Source organism: Rugamonas sp., from assembly GCF_025354735.1.
Taxonomy (GTDB): Bacteria; Pseudomonadota; Gammaproteobacteria; order Burkholderiales; family Burkholderiaceae_D; genus Rugamonas.
In genome coordinates, this window is sequence record NZ_JANXMI010000112.1 from 1 (window position 1) to 17,316 (window position 17,316).

Here is a 17,316-nt window from a genome sequence, read left to right on the forward strand (position 1 = left end):
CTCAAGCAGGGCCTGCCCCCGATTTTAGACGCGGCCCGCCCATGCCGGCCGCCGCCGCACGCTCCCGTTCGCGGCCGCGCCACAGCCCCTCGGCCACATACAGCGCCAGCGCGCCCCAGATGACGGCGAAGCCGGCCAGCCGCTGCGCCGTGAAATGCTCGTGGAAAAACCACAGGCCGAGCAGCATCTGCATGGTCGGCGCCACATATTGCAGCAGCCCCAGCACCGACAGCGGTATCCGGCGCGCGCCGGCGGCGAACATCAGCAGCGGAATCGCCGTGATCGGCCCGGCCGCCGCCAGCAGCCAGCGCGTGCCGTCGTGGGCGCTGTTGATGAAGCTGTTCTGGCCGTGCCAGCTCAGCCAGCCCACGTAAGCGAGCGCCGGCGGCAGCAGGATGATGGTCTCGAAGGCCAGCCCTTCGAGCGCGGCCAGCGTGGCCGTCTTGCGCAGCAGGCCGTAGGCGCCGAAGGTGCAGCCGAGCAGCAGCGCGATCCACGGCAGTTCGCCGGCCTGCCACGTCAGCCACGTCACCCCGCCGGCCGCGATGGCGATGGCGGCCCACTGCGCGCGGCGCAGCCTTTCCTTCAGCACCAGCAGCCCCAGCAGCACATTCACCAGCGGCGTGATGAAATAGCCGAGGCTGGAATCGATGACGTGGCCGTGGTTGACGGCCCAGATATAAATGCCCCAGTTGGCCGTCAGCAGCAGCGCGCTGGCGACGAAGTGGCCCAGCACGCGCGGCCGGCGCAGCGCCTGGCCCAGCCAGCGCCACTGGCCGCGCACGGTCAGCACGATGCTGAGAAAGAGCAGCGACCACAGCATCCGGTGCGCCAGGATTTCCATCGGCGCCACTTCATCGAGCGCGTGGAAGTACAGCGGGAACAGGCCCCAGCAGAAAAACGCCAGCGCGGCGTAGGCGATACCAAGGTTCATCGTGTGGTCTGCAGGGAGGAGGGGATAATATTATCGCCCAGATAAGCGCATGGGAGTGCGGCGCGGCGCCGCCGGCCGCGCCCCGAAAACGCCGGCCAGCCGGACGCCGCGCCAATTGTGTGGCAAGCGCGCCCGATTTCTGGAAACATTTCCCCTTATCTGAGCTCAGGCGTACACTTCGCCACTCGACCAAATCGGCTCCTTACCGGACACTCTGGCATGTCAAAATATTCTTGCTATTTGCTAATACCTATCCTATTGTGCAATGCACCAAAACAACATCGGGTGCAACCTTGACCGCGGAACATAAGAAAAGCAAGCTCGTCGCCCTGACGCTTGCCGCTGTGGGTATCGTATACGGCGATATCGGTACCAGTCCCCTCTACACGCTCAAAACCGTTTTCGCCACCGAACACGGGCTCACGCTCAACACGCTCAACCTGTTCGGCATCATTTCCCTGATCTTCTGGGGGCTGACCGTCATCGTCTCGCTCAAATACGTCACGCTGGTGCTGCGCGCCGACAACCGTGGCGAGGGCGGCATCATGGCGCTGATGGCGCTGGCGCTGTCGTCGGTGAGCAAGCTGTCGCGCCGCCACTACCAGTTGATGCTGTGCGGCGTGTTCGGCGCCGCCCTGTTCTACGGCGACAGCGTCATCACGCCGGCCATCTCGGTGCTGTCGGCGATCGAGGGCCTGGAAGTGGCCGCGCCGGCCCTGAAATCCTATGTGGTGCCGCTGACCATCGTGGTGCTGGTGATGCTGTACTCGGTGCAGGCGCGCGGCACGGCCGACATCGGCCGCTGGTTCGGCCCCATCATGCTGCTCTGGTTCGGCACGCTGGCCGTGATGGGCGTCATCAACATCATGGCCTCGCCCGCCATCCTGGCCGCGCTCAACCCGCTGTACGCGATCCGCTTCGTGCTGGAAAACCGCTTCACCGCCTTCATCGCGCTGGGCGCCGTGGTGCTGGCCTTCACCGGCGCCGAGGCGCTGTACGCCGACATGGGCCACTTCGGCAAGAAGCCTATCCGCATGGCCTGGTTCTTCATCACCTTCCCGGCGCTGGCGCTGAACTACCTGGGCCAGGGCGGCCTGCTGCTGGCCCATCCGGACGCCATCTCCAATCCCTTCTACCAGCAGCTCGGCGCGTGGAGCATCTACCCGCTGGTGATCCTGTCGACGATGGCCACGGTGATCGCGTCGCAGGCCACCATCAGCGGCACCTTCTCGATGACCAAGCAAGCCATCGCGCTCGGCTTCCTGCCGCGCATGCGCGTGCTGCACACCTCGGCCAGCGAGATCGGCCAGATCTACATGCCGGTGGTGAACTGGCTGCAACTGATCGTGGTGCTGCTGGCCGTGATCGGCTTCGGCTCGTCCGACAACCTGGCCGCCGCCTACGGCATCGCCGTCACCGCCACCATGCTGGCGACGACCGTGCTGACCTTCTTCGTGATCCGCTACCGCTGGAAGCTGAACCTGCTGCTGTGCTGGGCCGCCACCGGCTTCTTCCTGCTGATCGACGCCACCTTCTTCTCGGCCAACGCGCTCAAGCTGTTCAACGGCGGCTGGTTCCCGCTGCTGCTCGGCTTCACGCTGTTCATCGTCATGCTGACCTGGCGCTCCGGCCGCGAGCTGGTGTTCCAGAACCTGCAAAAGCACGCCATCCCGCTGGAAGACTTTTTATCGTCGCTGTTCATCGCGCCGCCCACGCGCGTGCCCGGCACCGCCATCTTCCTGCGCGGCGAAAGCGACGGCGTGCCGCACGCGCTGCTGCACAACCTGTCGCACAACAAGGTACTGCACGAGCGCGTGGTCTTCTTCACGGTCCACATCGTCGAAGAGCCGTGGGTGGCGCCGGCCGAGCAGGTCAAGATCGTCGACCTCGGCCACAACTGCTTCCAGCTCAACGTCTACTACGGCTTCAAGGACGAGCCCGACATTCCGAAACTGCTGGCCCTGTGCGAACAGTGCAACCTGCCGTTCGAGATGATGGAAACGTCGTTCTTCATCGCCCGCCAGACCGTCATCTCGACGCCCGGCGACGGCATGGCGCCGTGGCGCGAACACCTGTTCGTGACGATGTCGCGCAACGCCCGCGGCGCCGCTGATTACTACCAGATTCCGCCCAACCGCGTCATCGAACTGGGGACGCAGGTGGAAATTTAATGCCGCCGCGCCACAGCAAAGTTGTAAGCGAATGTAGCGCCGGGTGGAGAGTCCGCCCGGTCTGCTAAACTTCTGCTCCGAATCAGCACGCAAGGGCGCGTGCGAGCACCCCGATCCTCCCTATCAAGATACAAAGGTAATCATGAAATCGATGTCCCCAATTCTGGCGGCGCTGGCGTGCGCCGCGGCCCTGACGGCGTGCGGCGGCGGCTCCAAGGCGCCCGCCACGCCCGCCGTGGTCCAGCCCGCCTTCAGCAAGACCGACACCGTCACCGGCACCGGCGCCGAAGCCGACGCCGGCGACCTGGCCACCATCCAGTACAGCGCCTATCTCTACAGCGCCACGGCGGCCGACCACCACGGCACCCTGTTCGACAACACTTATCTGCGCAACCTGCCGGCCACCTTCACCATCGGCTCCGGCCTGAGCGTGCCGGCCGGCCTCGACCAGGGCACCACCGGCATGAAGGTCGGCGGCCACCGCGTCGTCGTGCTGCCGGCCAACCTGGGCTTCGGCACCACCGACACCGGCGCCGGCATCAACGGCCCGGTGCTGCCGGGCGCCACCGCCGGCGTCGTCATTCCGAGCAATTCGCCGCTGATCTACGAAGTCGACTTGATCGGCGTGCAGAAAGCGCCGCCGGTCGTCACCGTGCCGGTGCCGACGACGCTGGGCATCTACCCGACCGCGACCGGCAGCGGCACCGCCGTCGTGTCCGGCAACACCCTGGTGGTGCACTACACCGGCTGGCTGTTCGACGGCACCAAGAGCGATTTGAAGGGCGCCCAGTTCGACACCGACAACGGCGCCGGCTTCACCTTCATCATCGGCACCGGCGCGGTCATCGCCGGCTGGGACCAGGGCTTGATCGGCATGCTGCCGGGCGGCAAGCGCACGCTGGTCATCCCGGCCAGCCTGGCCTACGGCGCCAACGGTTCGGCCACCATCCCGCCGAACACGGCGCTGGTGTTCGACGTTCAGCTGGTGTCGGCCAAGTAATACCATGCAGTGATGGCGGCGGCCCACCGGGGCGCCGCTGCTGAAAAGGGCGGCCATGGCGACATGGGCCGCCCTTTTTCCATGGCGCTCAGGCTTCGTGCCAGTCGTATTCCATCTGGCGCGCCGTGCCCAGCGCCAGCTCCCGTCCGGCCAGCCGTTCGACCAGGTGCAGCGACATGTCGATGCCGGCCGAAATGCCGGCCGACGTGACGATGGCGCCGTTGTCTATCCAGCGCCGCTGCGGCCGCACGCGCACGCGCGGGAACATGGCGCGCAAGTCGTCGATGTCTTCCCAGTGGGTGGTGGCGTCCTGGCCGTCGAGCAGGCCGGCCTGCGCCAGCAAAAAGGCGCCGGTGCAGACCGAGGCCACCAGCTCGCAATCGCGCGCCGTGGCGGCGATCCATTGCGCCACGGACGGCTTGGCCAGCTCGGCCGTCACCACGCCGCCGGGGACGATCAGCACGTCGATTTTTCCGGCGCTGCCGAAATGGGTTTCCGGGAACACGCTCAGGCCGGCGCGCGCGCGCAGCATGGCGGCGCCCTGCGCGACGGTGCAAACCTCGAACGGCGGCGGCGCGTGCGGCGCCATCCTGGCGCTGACGCGGCTGGCGCAGGTGAACACTTCATACGGGCCGGCGAAATCGAGGACTTCGACGTCGTCGAACACATAGATGGCGATGGTGCGTGTCATGGGAACTCCGGTGGGTGGGAACTGCATGCTGTCGCTGCGCCGGCCGGTCTAGGCGGCGCGGCCCGTCGCGGCGCGCACCATGTCGACGTGCAGGATGCCGTCTTCGTCATACGGTTCGGTGACGGTCTGGAAGCCGTAGCTGGCGTAGAATTTTTCCAGATGGTGCTGGGCGCCGATGCGGAAGCCGTGGCCGGGGTGCCGCGCCTCGGCGTGGCGTATGCCCTGTTCCAGCAACAGGCGGCCGATGCCGGTGCCGCGCGCGGCGGCCGTGGTCAGCACCCGGCCCAGCGACATCTCGGCATATTTCGCGCCCGGCGCCAGGCAGCGCAGATAGGCCGCCAGCTCGCGCCCGCCGTCCACGCCGCGCCACGCCATCAGGTGATGGGCGGCCTGGTCGTAGCCGTCCAGGTCGGGATAGAGACACTGCTGCTCCAGCACGAACACCTGCTGCCGTTGCTGGAGCACGGTGTATAAATCGCTGCGGGGGATGTCTTCAAACGCGCGCCATTGCCACTCAATCATGCCGACCTCGAACTGTTATCGAAGCGCTGATTGTAAAGCAGGCGGGAAGGGGAGGGGAACGGAAAAGCCCGCACGGCCGCGCGGGCCGTGCGGGACATCACCGCAGTGGATTTATACCAGGGTCAGGGTGACGTCGATATTGCCGCGGGTGGCGTTCGAGTAAGGGCACACGATGTGCGCGGCCGCCACCAGTTTTTCCGCTTCGGCGCGATCCATGCCGGGCAGCGAGATTTTCAGTTCGACTTCGATGCCGAAACCGGTGGCGATGGCGCCGATGCCGACCGTGCCTTCGATCGACACGTCGTCCGGGATGGTGAACTTGTCGCGGCCGCCGACGAATTTCATCGCGCCCAGGAAGCAGGCCGAGTAGCCGGCGGCGAACAGCTGTTCCGGGTTGGTGCCGACGGCGCCGGCGCCGCCGAGTTCCTTCGGCGTCGTCAGTTTGACGTCGAGCACGCCGTCCGAGGAGACGGCACGGCCTTCGCGGCCACCGGTGGCTTTGGCGGTTGCGCGGTACAGGATTTGAGCGATCGACATGATGATTTCCTTTTCAGTGTAAGTAAGTGGCCTGGATGGCTTGTTGCATCAAAGTATTGCTAACTACTTTATCGCACGCTATTTATTAATGAAACATGCGACGATCATTCTTCTTGTTGCGGTCATGCGGTCTTGCTGGTTTGTTGTCCGGTGCTGTTTGCAGCACCCATGAGCACACTATACATAGCGCACTACTTGATAGCAAGCGATATTTTAAGATTTTATAAACCGCGAGAAAAATTCAAGCTTTTTAAGGTGGCGGGAGGTAGCGCCGTGTCGTAGACCCGCATGCGGGCCGGCGTGTCATCAATGCTAATCGCACGAACATCCCTGGCCACAAAACGGACCAAGCCCAGGTATTGCCGCTCCGGCTGAGGTGGGCGCTGACCGGTGCCCATGCGTATCCGCTGTGCTTGCGTTTCGCCGCGCAGATGCAGAGCGCCGGCAAGGCCTGCTCCCATTGCGCGGCAAGACGGTTCACGGATGCGCCGATGGTGAAGGCATCGGAAAAAAGAGTTTCGTTGATTTCATCGCCGTCTTTCGACAAGTGCGTCGGCGCAAACACGAATCGGGCGATGATCTCCTCGTCGAGCACGGGACCAGGCGATGTTGCGCCGACTTTGACGCGCTGGCAATGGCCGTCGGCATCCAGACCGAGGATGAATGCGACGAATTTTGCTGGCATGTCCTGAAAATCGCTTATGTCTGTGCATGCCATGAATTCGCCTATGCGGCTATCACATCGCGCAATGGGATGGGCAGCGGCCCGTCGGACCATGCACCGGCGACCACATCGCTGCCTTTGGCGGCGCACCAGGAGTACATGCCGTCGGCATCGAAGTCGACGCTGGCGTAATTGTCTCCGCGTCGCCAATAGGCTCCCACAGTGCCGTCCTCTTGCACCATCATTTTGGGCGCCGGTATGCCGGCCAGGTATAAGCGGATCAGGCCGGATCTGGCGGCGAGAGTCTGTTCCGCTTTTGGTGTTGCGGCCGGATCAAGCGACCAGTTTTTCGGAACGAGGCCTAAGCGGTCTATCGCCTCAAACTGCGCTTCATAGGCTAGCGCGCGCTCCGGTGTATGCAAGCTCGGTTGTAAATCATCGAGATGGGCGAGCAGCGCGTGAAAGTCCCCGGCGCCGATCATGGCGTCGACAGCATCCCGATGTATTACGAGGTGAACAGACAGCTCATGTGGCATGGCCATCCCCTGTTTCAGTGGCGGATAGAAGAAACCAGCATAGCAGATTACGCCAGCGATTCACGCCGGATTCACGCCGGATTGACGCCGGATTGACGCGACGTCGATGTCGCGCAAATGGTCATCCTACCGGCACGCTACAACGCCGTCTCAAACCCCTCAAGCACGTTGACGACGTTCACGCCCAGCTCCTTGACGGCGTAGCCGCCCTCGAAGATGAAGGCCGTCGGCAGGCCGAGGTAGGCCAGGCGCTCGCCGATGCGCAGGTAGTCGGCGCTGTGCAGCGTGAAGCGCGACAGCGGGTCGCCGCCGAAGGTGTCCACGCCCAGCGACACCACCAGCGCGTCCGGCGCGTAGCCGCCGAGGCGGATGCAGGCCGTTTCCAGCGCGGCCAGCCAGGCGCTGGCGCCGGTGCCGGCCGGCAGCGGGATGTTCAGGTTGTAGCCGTGGCCGGCGCCCTCGCCGCGCTCGTCGGCATGGCCCAGATAAAACGGGTATTCGTCGCGCGGGTCGGCGTGCAGCGAGATGAACAGCACGTCGTCGCGGCCGTAGAAGATGCTTTGCGTGCCGTTGCCGTGGCGGTAGTCGAGGTCGATGATCGCGACCCGCCGCGCGCCGTCGTCGAGCAGGTGCTGGGCCGCCAGCGCGGCGTTGTTGAGGAAGCAGTAGCCGCCGTAGAAATCGGCGCCGGCGTGGTGGCCGGGCGGACGCGACAGCACGAAGGTGGCGCGCTCGCCCAGGCGCAGCGCGTGCGCCGCGTTGACGGCGCAGTCGGCGCCGGTCTTGGCGGCGGTCCAGGTGCCGGCCGTCAGCGGCGTGCCGCTGTCCATGGAGTACAGGCCCAGCCTGGCGCTGAAGTTGGCCGGCTCGATGTCGTCGCGCAGCGTGCGCACCGGCCACACGGAGGGGAAGGCGTCCTTCTGCGCGTTGGCCGGGTCCAGCGCGATCCACTCGCTCCAGGCGGTGCGCAAAAAGTGCAGATAGCGCGGCGTGTGTATGCGTTCGAGCGACATCAGCGGCACGCCCTGCGGCGTGACGATGCGCCCCAGGCCGCGCCGTCCCAGCTCGGCCAGCACGCTGTCGACCCGCGCCGGCGTCTCGAAGCAGGGCACCAGCTCGCCGCGGAAGATCTCGTGGCGGCCGCGGTGCTGGGCGTGCAGTTCGTTGTAGAAGGTCAGCAAGGGAGCCTCGTCGCGTGGGGGCGGGCGCCGGCCGGCGCCCGCGGTGTTGCCGGTCCTAGCCGTCGCAGTCGCTGACGAGGTGGCACAGATTGCTGGCGCGGTAGGCTTCGACATAGTCGTCGAAGCTGCCGGTCTGGGTCCGCTCCATCTCGGCCTGCTCGGCCACCGAGGTCGCGGCCAGCTGCTGGAAATACGCGGCCTGCTCGGGCGTGGGCGGGTGGGCGCGGAAATAGGCCGCGTGGCCTTCGCTCTGGGCCAGGCCGAAGGCGGCGAAGGAGCCGCCGTTGGCGCGCAGCGCGTCGAGCACGCGGGCCGACGGCGTCAGGCCGGCGTCGGCCAGCTTGGCGGCCTGCGCGGCCAGCGTGTCGGCGTGGGCCGTGCCGCCGTGGCGGGCGTCGAGCAGGGCGGCCACCGGGGCGATGCGCGCCAGCAGTTCGGCGCCCCAGCTTTGCAGCGTCACGTCGACGCCGTCCCGGTTCAGCGTCAGGCCCGGACGGCGGCCTTCCTTGACGGTGCGGGCGAAATTGTCGGTGTGGCGCGCGCCTTCCTCGGGCGTGATGGCGGCGCTTTCGTCGAGCGCGCAAAAGATCAAGAAGGCGTCGAGGAAGCGGCCCGTCTCGACGCTGATGCCGACCGGCTCGAAGGGGTCGACGTCCATGCAGCGCACTTCGATGTATTGCACGCCGCGCGCGCACAGCGCCTGGATCGGCCGCTCGCCCGTGTGGATCACGCGCTTGGGGCGGATGGTCGAGTAGTACTCGTTTTCGATCTGCAGCACGTTGGTGTTGAGCTGCACCCACTGGCCGTCTTTTTTGATGCCCAGCTTTTCATACGGTTCGTAGCGCTGGTTGACGGCCTTGGTCAGCGTGGCGACGTAGGCGTCGAGCGAATTCTCGTGCGGGCTGAGGCCGGACTGGGCGTCGTTCTGGTAGCCGAGGTCGCTCATCCGCAGGCTGGTGGCGTAGGGCAGATACAGGGTGTCGGCGGACAGCGCGTCGAGCTTGTGCGGGCGGCCGCGCAGGAAGCCGGCGGCCAGCGCCGGCGAGGCGCCGAACAGATACATCAGCAGCCAGCTGTAGCGGCGGAAGTTGCGTATCGTGGCCAGATAGCTTTCGGACTGGAAGGCCTTGGCCGACAGGCGCTGCGTGGCCGGCTCTTGCGCGGCCAGCAGGCGCCACAGGTTTTCATTGAGCGAAAAATTGTAGTGGATGCTGGCGATGCACTGCATCGCCTTGCCGTAGCGCAGCGCCAGGCCGCGCCGGTACACATGCTTGAGCATGCCGAGGTTGGAGCGGCCGTACCAGGCGATTTCGATGTCTGCCTCGGCGGGCAGCTGGCAGGGCATGGACTGGCTCCACAGCAGCTCGTCGCCCAGCTTGGTGTAGGCGTAGCGGTGGATGCCGTCGAGCTTGTCGAGCGTGACGCCGATGTCGGCCTCGGCCGGGGTGATGAATTCGAGCAGCGCTTCGGCGTAGTCGGTGGTCACTTGCGGGTGCGTCAGGGCCGAGCCCATCGATGCCGGATGCGAGGTCGCGGCCAGGTGGCCGCGCGTGTCCACGCGCAGGGTTTCGCGCTCGATGCCGCGCAGGCCGCCCAGCAGGGGGCGGTGCGCCGGATCGGCGAGCAGCGCCAGGCGGCGTGTCAGTAGATTGGACAATTTGATCTTCCTTTCAGTGCATCAAACAAATAATTGCTGCGAGAGTAACCGAAAACGGCGAACTGCGTCGGAGCCGGCCCGCGGCGCGCCCGCCGCCCGCTGAGTTGCCGCTTTCCACTCCGAAGATCGATGGTTATTTTAACAAATGTACGGCGCAGCACGCCGTCGCGCGGCGGCGAGTCTTGGCGGCCGGCGCCCCGGTGGCCGGCGCCCCGGCGGCCGGCACCCCGGCGGCCGGCGTTCAGCGCGCGCGGCCGCCGCTGACCCGTTCGATGCCGGACAGGTCGCGCCAGCTTTGCACGTCGCCATATCCTTGAGCACTCAACAATGCGCGCACGGCGGCGGCCTGGTCGTAGCCGTGCTCCATCAGCAGCCAGCCCTGCGGCGCCAGGTGGGACGCGGCGCCGGCCACGATGCGGCGCAGCGCCGACAGGCCGTCGGCGTGGTCGGTCAGCGCGCCGGCCGGCTCGAAGCGCAGGTCGCCTTCGGACAGGTGGCGGTCGCCGCTGGCGATGTAGGGCGGATTGGAGACGATCAGGTCGAAGGTGGCATCGGTGCCGGCGGCGGCGTTGTCGGCATCGGCAGAGTCCAGCGCCGCATACCAGTCGCTGCGCAGCAGGCGCACGCGGGCGCCGTTGGCGGCGGCGTTGCGCGCGGCCACGGCCAGCGCGGCCTCGCTGACGTCGAGCGCCGTCACGCGCGCGTCCGGCCGCGTGTGCGCCAGCGCCACCGCGATGGCGCCGGAGCCGGTGCCCATGTCGAGCACGCGGCCGGCCGGCGGCAGGCGTTCCAGCGCCAGTTCGACCAGCAGTTCCGTGTCGGGACGCGGTATCAGCACGGCCGGCGTGACCTCGAACGGCAGGCCGAAAAATTCACGCCGGCCGATGATGTAGGCGACCGGTTCGCCGCCCAGCCGCCGCGCCACCAAGGCCGACAGGCGCTGCGCCTCGTCCGCCGTCAGCATCCGTTCCGACTGCGTGATGAGACCCACGCGCGTCAAGCCGAGGGCGTGGCACAGCAGGATGCGGTGGTCGACGGCGTCCAGCGGCGCGCCGATTTGCAGCGCGCCCAGCGTGACGCCGGCGACGATGCGCGGGTCGCTCGCGTTCATCGAGGGATGCGCCGCTTAATACGCGCGGCGGTTGCGGCGCACCAGCGCCCACGCCAGCACCAGCGCGCACAGGCCGTAGCAGACGAAGGACCACTGCGGCACGGACAGGCCCAGCACCGGCGCCAGCGCGTCTTCGCACATGCCGTCGGCGCGGAACAGGAAGGGCAGGTAGGTCGCCGTCGGCACCCGGTTGAGGATGGTCTCCATCGGATCGATGCCGCACGACAGGCCGGGATGGCCCAGCACCCACAGGTGGCGGCCGGCGGTGCCGAGGCCGCCGATGGCGGCCAGCAGCGCCAGCGCGGCGCCGGTTTTCGGCATGCCGTAGGCGCCGATCAGGCAGAACACGGCGATGGCCAGGAACAGGTAGCGCTGGATCACGCACAGGGGGCAGGGCAGCATGTCCATCGCGTGCTGGAGATACAGGGCGGCGCCGAACGCGGCGATGCAGGCGGCGGCGACGGACAACAGCAGGGTGCGCGTTTGAATCATGGACAATATCCAGTCAGGTTGAACGGGGCGCGCGGCCGGACGGGCCGTGCGAGGCCGGTCATTCTCGCATAAAGTGTCGATGCGGGTATGAGCGCCAGCTTAAGTTTTCCGGGCCGCGCCTCAGTCGCCCAGCGCCGCCAGCAATTCGGCCTGGTGCTCGGCCGCCAGCGCGTTGGTCAGCTCCGTCAATTCGCCGTCCATGATGAAATCGAGCTTGTACAAGGTCAGGTTGATGCGGTGGTCCGTCATGCGCCCCTGCGGGAAATTATAGGTGCGTATGCGCTCGCTGCGGTCGCCGGAGCCGATCAGGCTTTTGCGGGTGGCCGCCTCCTTCGACTGCTGCTCGCGCAGCTGCACGTCCTTGATGCGCGCGGCCAGCACCTTCAGCGCCTGGGCCTTGTTTTTGTGCTGGCTGCGGTCGTCCTGGCATTCGACCACGATGCCGGTCGGCAGGTGGGTCAGGCGCACCGCCGAATCGGTCTTGTTGATGTGCTGCCCGCCGGCGCCGGAGGCGCGGAAGGTGTCGATGCGCAGGTCGGCCGGATTGATGTTGACGTCTTCGACTTCATCGGCCTCCGGCATCACGGCCACGGTGCAGGCCGAGGTGTGGACGCGGCCCTGGGTTTCGGTGGCCGGCACGCGCTGCACGCGGTGGCCGCCGGACTCGAACTTGAGCTTGGAGTAGACGCTGTTGCCGATCAGGCGCACGATCACTTCGCGGTAGCCGCCCAGGTCCGATTCCGACGCCGACACCACTTCCACCTGCCAGCGATTGCGTTCGGCGAAGCGGGTGTACATGCGCAGCAGGTCGCCGGCGAACAGGGCCGACTCGTCGCCGCCGGTGCCGGCGCGGATTTCGAGGAAGATGTTGCGCTCGTCGTTGGCGTCCTTCGGCAGCAGCATGGTTTGCAGTTCGCGTTCGAGCTGCGCCATGCGGGTCTTGGCGGCCTCGATTTCTTCCTGCGCGAAGTCCTTCATGTCGGGGTCGGACAGCATGTCCTGCGCGGCCGCGATGTCGCTGGCCGCCTCCTCATAGGTTTTGTACAGCGCCACCAGCGGCCCCAGTTCGGCGTGCTCGCGCGTCATCTTGCGGTAGCTGTCCATATTGGCGGTGGCGCCTTCGGACATCAGCAATTCGTCGAGTTCAACCAGGCGGTTGGCCAGTTGATCGAGCTTGGACAGCATGGATGGTTTCATAACGTATGGTCGAAAGAGTGGGTTCGGGATCGCCGCCGCGCCGGCCCGCCTTCAAACGGCGCCAGCTGGCATATGGCTTACTTTGGAATCGTCGATGGCGCCGCGGCGGAACATCGGCCGCGGCGGGCGGCCCGCGGGTGCGGACGCGGGCGCCATCGTGGGGTGGTGGACGGGCGGCGCTAACGCCGGCCGCGGAACAGCTGCGGCAGCAGCGCCGCCAGGTGGGCCCGTTCATCGCCCTGGGCACGGTGCAGCGCCTGCTGCGGACCGTGCATGAATTTGGCCGTCAAGCCTCTCGACAGCGCTTCGAGCACGGCGTCGATATCCTCGCCCTTGGCCAGCATCTTGCGCGCGCGTTCCAGTTCCATCCGGCGCAGCGCCTCGCCGCTTTCCTGCAAGCCCTGGATCACCGGCACCACGGCGCGGTCGTCGATCCAGTGCATGAAGGACTGGACCCGGGTTTCGATGATGGCCTCGGCCTGCGCGACGGCGGCCTGGCGGTTTTCCAGGCCGGTCTGCACCACTTTGCCGAGATCGTCGACGGTGTACAGGAACACGTCGTTGAGGCGGCCCACTTCGGATTCGATATCGCGCGGCACGGCCAGGTCGACCATGAACATCGGCTTGTGGCGGCGCGCCTTGATGGCGCGCTCGACCAGGCCGAGGCCGATCAGCGGCAGCGACGAGGCGGTGCAGGAAATGACGATGTCGTACTGATGCAGTTTTTCCGGCAGCTCGGCCAGGCGGATGGCGCGGCCGTTGTAGCGGTGCGCCAGCGCTTCGCCGCGGTCGAGCGTGCGGTTGGCGATGGTGATGCTTTTCGGGTTTTGCGCCGCGAAGTGGGTGGCGCACAGCTCGATCATTTCGCCGGCGCCGATGAACAGCACGTGCTGCTCGGCGATCTTGTCGAAGATGCGCTGCGACAGCCGCACGGCGGCGGCCGCCATCGACACGCTGTGGGCGCCGATTTCGGTGGTGCTGCGCACTTCCTTGGCGACCGAGAAGCTGCGCTGGAACAGCTGGTGCAGATAGGTGCCGAGGCCGCCGACTTCATCGGCGGTGCGGATGGCGTCCTTGATCTGGCCGAGGATCTGCGTTTCGCCCAGCACCATCGAGTCCAGCCCGGAGGCGACGCGGAAGGTGTGGCGCACGGCGTCACCCTGCGGCAGCATATATAAGTGCGGGCGCAGCTCGGCGTAATTGAGCTGGTGGAAATCGGCCAGGAAATGGGCGCCGGCGTCGAGCGGATTGGCGACGTCGCTGGCCGCGTAGAGCTCGGTGCGGTTGCAGGTCGACAGGATGGCCGCCTCGTCGCTGCCGTGGGCGTCGATGCGCTCGAACCAGGCGCGCGCCGCCATCACCGCCTGCCCCAGTTGCTCAGGGGCGAACGCCAGCTGTTCGCGCAGCGACACGGGTGCGGTGGTGTGGTTGAGGCCGACGGCAAGGAGTTGCATTTCGGGCAGACAGGAAGACGTTAGCGCGCATTATACCGTGATGTGCGCCGAGACCGCCCGGGGCGGGTCCGGCGGCGCCAAACCGCCGCCGCCGCCGTCAGGCCCCCAGCTTCTCCAGCCGATATCCGTAGCTGTACACGGGCACCAGTCTGAAACCGTTTTCCGGCTTGAGCTGCAATTTGTTGCGCACGCGCGAAACGTGGGTGTCCATGGTCCGCGACGGGATCGCCGTCTCGCGTATCCACACCGCTTCATGGATGTAGGCGCGCGACAGCGGCCGGCCCAGGTTGCGGAAAAACAGCAGGGCGAGGTAAAACTCCTTGTGCGTGACGTCCAACACGGCGCCGTCCATCAGCAGGCGGCCGGGCCGGGTCTCGAACACATATTGACCGAACTGCAGCTGCTCGGCGCCGTTCTGGGTCGGATAGGCGCGCCGCAACAGCGCCTGCACCCGCGCCACCATTTCACTGCGGCGCAGCGGCTTGATCATGTAGTCGTCGGCGCCGGCGGCCAGGCCGGCGACGATGTCGTCCTCGCCGGAACTGGTGGTGAGGAACAGCACGGGCGCGTTGTCGGGCAGCTTGTCGCGCCCGCGCCGCAATACTTCGGCGCCGGACAGGTCGGCCACCTGCCAGTCGAGGATCAGCATGTCGTAGCTGTCTTTGCGTAGCTGGCCCAGCAAATCCTTGCTGGTTTGGAAACTATGGCAAACGTGGCCGGCGGCGGTCAACACCTGGCAAATCAAATCGGCCTGGCTGCGGTCGTTATCAAGTACGGCGATTCTCATGTTCGTGGATGAGGTGTGGGCGGCGGACACGCGGGTTGTGTATGTCCACCGGAAATGTTAAGGAATAGTCACTTTGAATATAACAGAGATTTACAAATTAAGTTAGTAAAAAGGCTAATTATTTCCTATTGGCTATTGACCGTCGCACCGTGCGGACCGCCGCTGAAGAACACGGTACACTGGAAATATCAGGCTTTCAATACGTGCAGACAGGCAAGGAGGTGGCTATGGGCGCCAGACAGCAACAGGACTGGACCTTGATACCGGCGTCGGCGCGCGACATCGAGCAGCTGCGCGAGCGCTGCCGGCGGCTGGTGCGGCGCCGCGCGGCCCTGTCGGCAAGTGTGTCGGCGCTGCCGGTGCCGGGGCTGGACATTGTGTCCGATATTCGCCTGTTCGGCTTGCTGATCGAGGATATCAACCGCGAATTCGGCTTGACCGAGGCGCAGATCGAACGCTTGCGGCCGGAGTTCAAGCTGGTCGCCTACCAGGCGGCGGCCGGCATAGGCGGCATGTTGATCGGCAAAGTCGTCACGCGCGAATTGGTGGCGCACTTGCTCAAGCGCAGCGGCGTCAAGGCGGCGGCGCGCCAGGCCGGCAAGCTGGTGCCGGTGGCCGGACAGCTGATGTCGGCCGCGCTCGGCTTCCTGTTGTTCCGTCAGATCGGCTATCAGCACGTGGAGGCGTGCGCGGCGGTGGCGCAGGAACTGCTGGTGGCCGGCGCGCACTGAAGCGGGCCGGCCACGGTCTGCGCCATCACGGTCAGGCCCGCCGATCAGGACGCCTTACGCGTCCGGCAGCACCACGTTCACGTCGAGCACTTCCAGGTTGCCCTGGCGGTCGAGCGAAATCTTGATGTCGTCCGCGTTCACCTTGGTGTACTTGGAGATCACTTCGATCAACTCTTTATGCAGCGCCGGCAAAAAGTCCGGGCCGCTGCGGCCGCTGCGCTCGCGCGCGATGATGATCTGCAACCGCTCCTTGGCCGCGGTGGCGGTTTTCGGTTTGGGTGGAAACAGAAAAGAAAGCAGAGCCATGTTACTTGCCCCCAAAGATGCGCTGCAATAAACCGGGCTTTTCGTAGGTGGTAAAGCGCAGCGGCAATTCCTGACCGAGGAAGCGCGACACCACGTCCTCATACGCCTCGGCCACGTCGGTCCCCTTGAAGTGGATCGCCGGGTGGCCCTGGTTCGACGCGTGCAGCACCGATTCCGATTCCGGAATGATGCCGATCAGCGGGATGCGCAGGATTTCCTGCACGTCTTGATACGACAGCATCTCGTCGGCTTCGACCCGTTTCGGCGAATAGCGCGTGATGAGCAGGTGTTCCTTGACCGGCTCGCCGCCGGTCTGGGCGCGGCGCGACTTGGCCTGGATGATGCCGAGGATGCGGTCCGAATCGCGCACCGACGACACTTCCGGATTGGTGACGATGATGGCCTCGTCGGCGAAGGTCAGCGCCATCAGCGCGCCGTGCTCGATGCCGGCCGGCGAATCGCAGATGATGTATTCGAAGCCCATGTTGATGAGTTCGTGCAACACCACTTCCACGCCGTCCTCGGACAGCGCATCCTTGTCGCGCGTTTGCGAGGCCGGCAAGATGAACAGGTTGTCGCAGTGCTTGTCTTTAATCAGGGCTTGCGTCAGCGACGCTTCCTTGTTGATGACATTGATCAAGTCGTAGACCACGCGGCGTTCGCAGCCCATGATGAGATCGAGGTTGCGCAGGCCGACGTCGAAGTCGATGACGGCGGTCTTGTGGCCGCGCATGGCGAGGCCGGTCGAGAAGCTGGCGCTGGAAGTCGTCTTACCGACGCCGCCCTTGCCGGACGTAACAACAATAATTCTTGCCACAAATAATCCTTTTTCAGAACGCTCCAGCGGAGCTGACAGATGGCAGACAGGGCGTGCCGACCGTGCTTGTTATTGCGTGCCTTGATGGCTCATACCCGGCGGCGCGCGGCCGCCCGGGATCAAGGCTTGACAGATAGTATATCGATTCGGTCGCCGTTCAAGCGAATTTGCGCCGGCTGGCGTGCGAATTCGGGCGGGAAGCCATCCTCGAAGGTGCGGTAGACGCCGGCGATCGACACCAGCTCCGGCGCCATGGACAGCGCGAAGATGCGGGCCTCGGCGTTGCCGGAGGCGCCGGCCAGGGCGCGCCCGTTCAGGGTGCTGTAGACGTGGATGCTGCCGTCGGCGATGATCTCGGCGCCGTTGTTGACGACGGCCGTGATGACCAGGTCGCAGCCGCGCGCATAGATGCGCTGGCCGGCGCGCACCGGGGTGTCGATAATCATCACGCCGGGCGCGCCGACGGCGGTGGCCGCCGCTACCGCCGGCGCGGCCTGCGCCGCCGGCTGCGCGGCGACCGGCGCCGCC

At 66.1% G+C, this 17,316-nt stretch carries 19 protein-coding genes; 3 read left to right on the forward strand and 16 right to left on the reverse strand.

The features are described 5' to 3' along the window. Position 1 precedes the first annotated feature (1 nt). Entirely contained in the window at positions 2-934 is a 933-nt protein-coding gene (gene rarD / locus Q0S71_RS09500; protein ID WP_295994213.1) for an EamA family transporter RarD, read from the reverse strand. Between the two features lie 293 nt (positions 935-1,227). Between rarD and Q0S71_RS09505 the strand changes: the two genes are divergently transcribed. After that, positions 1,228-3,105, forward strand: coding sequence for a potassium transporter Kup (locus Q0S71_RS09505; protein WP_295994215.1), 1,878 nt, complete (start codon positions 1,228-1,230; stop codon positions 3,103-3,105). 142 nt (positions 3,106-3,247) lie between these two features. Further along, entirely contained in the window at positions 3,248-4,105 is an 858-nt protein-coding gene (locus Q0S71_RS09510) for an FKBP-type peptidyl-prolyl cis-trans isomerase (RefSeq protein ID WP_295994217.1), read from the forward strand. An 88-nt stretch (positions 4,106-4,193) separates the two neighbouring features. Here the strand turns inward: Q0S71_RS09510 and Q0S71_RS09515 are convergent, their stop codons facing one another. The 12 genes from Q0S71_RS09515 to Q0S71_RS09570 all read right to left on the reverse strand — a co-directional run bounded on the left by Q0S71_RS09515 (position 4,194) and on the right by Q0S71_RS09570 (position 14,934). Next, on the reverse strand, positions 4,194-4,796 hold the full coding sequence (locus Q0S71_RS09515) for a DJ-1/PfpI family protein (RefSeq protein WP_295994218.1): 603 nt from the start codon (positions 4,794-4,796) through the stop codon (positions 4,194-4,196). A 48-nt stretch (positions 4,797-4,844) separates the two neighbouring features. Then, positions 4,845-5,318 (reverse strand): GNAT family N-acetyltransferase, encoded by a 474-nt coding sequence (locus Q0S71_RS09520; protein ID WP_295994220.1) that lies wholly within the window; start codon positions 5,316-5,318, stop codon positions 4,845-4,847. Positions 5,319-5,429: 111 nt separating this feature from the next. After that, the gene (locus Q0S71_RS09525; protein WP_295994222.1) at positions 5,430-5,855 is read right to left on the reverse strand and encodes an organic hydroperoxide resistance protein; all 426 of its coding nucleotides are present in this window, start codon (positions 5,853-5,855) and stop codon (positions 5,430-5,432) included. A gap of 250 nt (positions 5,856-6,105) precedes the next feature. Continuing rightward, positions 6,106-6,573, reverse strand: coding sequence for a hypothetical protein (locus tag Q0S71_RS09530; RefSeq protein ID WP_295994224.1), 468 nt, complete (start codon positions 6,571-6,573; stop codon positions 6,106-6,108). Between the two features lie 8 nt (positions 6,574-6,581). After that, positions 6,582-7,061, reverse strand: a complete 480-nt coding sequence (locus Q0S71_RS09535) for a hypothetical protein (RefSeq protein ID WP_295994225.1) — start codon at positions 7,059-7,061, stop codon at positions 6,582-6,584. A gap of 131 nt (positions 7,062-7,192) precedes the next feature. Then, a complete protein-coding gene (locus Q0S71_RS09540; protein WP_295994227.1) occupies positions 7,193-8,236 on the reverse strand; it encodes a histone deacetylase family protein in 1,044 nt (347 codons plus the stop codon). Between the two features lie 55 nt (positions 8,237-8,291). Continuing rightward, complete coding sequence (gene gshA / locus Q0S71_RS09545; RefSeq protein ID WP_295994229.1) at positions 8,292-9,893, reverse strand: glutamate--cysteine ligase; 1,602 nt, start codon at positions 9,891-9,893, stop codon at positions 8,292-8,294. 241 nt (positions 9,894-10,134) lie between these two features. Further along, complete coding sequence (prmC, locus tag Q0S71_RS09550; protein WP_295994231.1) at positions 10,135-11,004, reverse strand: peptide chain release factor N(5)-glutamine methyltransferase; 870 nt, start codon at positions 11,002-11,004, stop codon at positions 10,135-10,137. Positions 11,005-11,019: 15 nt separating this feature from the next. Then, a complete protein-coding gene (locus tag Q0S71_RS09555; protein WP_295994233.1) occupies positions 11,020-11,496 on the reverse strand; it encodes a disulfide bond formation protein B in 477 nt (158 codons plus the stop codon). A gap of 120 nt (positions 11,497-11,616) precedes the next feature. Next, positions 11,617-12,693 (reverse strand): peptide chain release factor 1, encoded by a 1,077-nt coding sequence (gene prfA / locus Q0S71_RS09560; RefSeq protein ID WP_295994235.1) that lies wholly within the window; start codon positions 12,691-12,693, stop codon positions 11,617-11,619. Between the two features lie 179 nt (positions 12,694-12,872). Further along, positions 12,873-14,147 carry a glutamyl-tRNA reductase gene (gene hemA, locus Q0S71_RS09565; RefSeq protein ID WP_295994236.1) on the reverse strand — a complete coding sequence of 425 codons (1,275 nt, stop codon included), beginning with the start codon at positions 14,145-14,147 and terminating at the stop codon, positions 12,873-12,875. A gap of 97 nt (positions 14,148-14,244) precedes the next feature. Further along, positions 14,245-14,934: a response regulator transcription factor gene (locus Q0S71_RS09570; RefSeq protein WP_295994238.1), complete on the reverse strand. Its 690-nt coding sequence runs from the start codon at positions 14,932-14,934 to the stop codon at positions 14,245-14,247. Between the two features lie 227 nt (positions 14,935-15,161). On the opposite strand from Q0S71_RS09570, the gene Q0S71_RS09575 reads away from it, so the two are divergent. After that, positions 15,162-15,665, forward strand: a complete 504-nt coding sequence (locus tag Q0S71_RS09575) for a hypothetical protein (protein WP_295994240.1) — start codon at positions 15,162-15,164, stop codon at positions 15,663-15,665. A 54-nt stretch (positions 15,666-15,719) separates the two neighbouring features. On the opposite strand, the gene minE is transcribed toward Q0S71_RS09575, so the two are convergent. From minE to minC, 3 genes are all read right to left on the reverse strand, one after another. After that, positions 15,720-15,971 (reverse strand): cell division topological specificity factor MinE, encoded by a 252-nt coding sequence (gene minE, locus Q0S71_RS09580; RefSeq protein WP_295994242.1) that lies wholly within the window; start codon positions 15,969-15,971, stop codon positions 15,720-15,722. A 1-nt stretch (position 15,972) separates the two neighbouring features. After that, positions 15,973-16,788 carry a septum site-determining protein MinD gene (gene minD, locus Q0S71_RS09585; protein ID WP_295994244.1) on the reverse strand — a complete coding sequence of 272 codons (816 nt, stop codon included), beginning with the start codon at positions 16,786-16,788 and terminating at the stop codon, positions 15,973-15,975. Between the two features lie 119 nt (positions 16,789-16,907). Further along, positions 16,908-17,316: septum site-determining protein MinC (gene minC / locus Q0S71_RS09590; RefSeq protein ID WP_295994246.1), on the reverse strand; the 409-nt coding region annotated here is incomplete at its 5' end.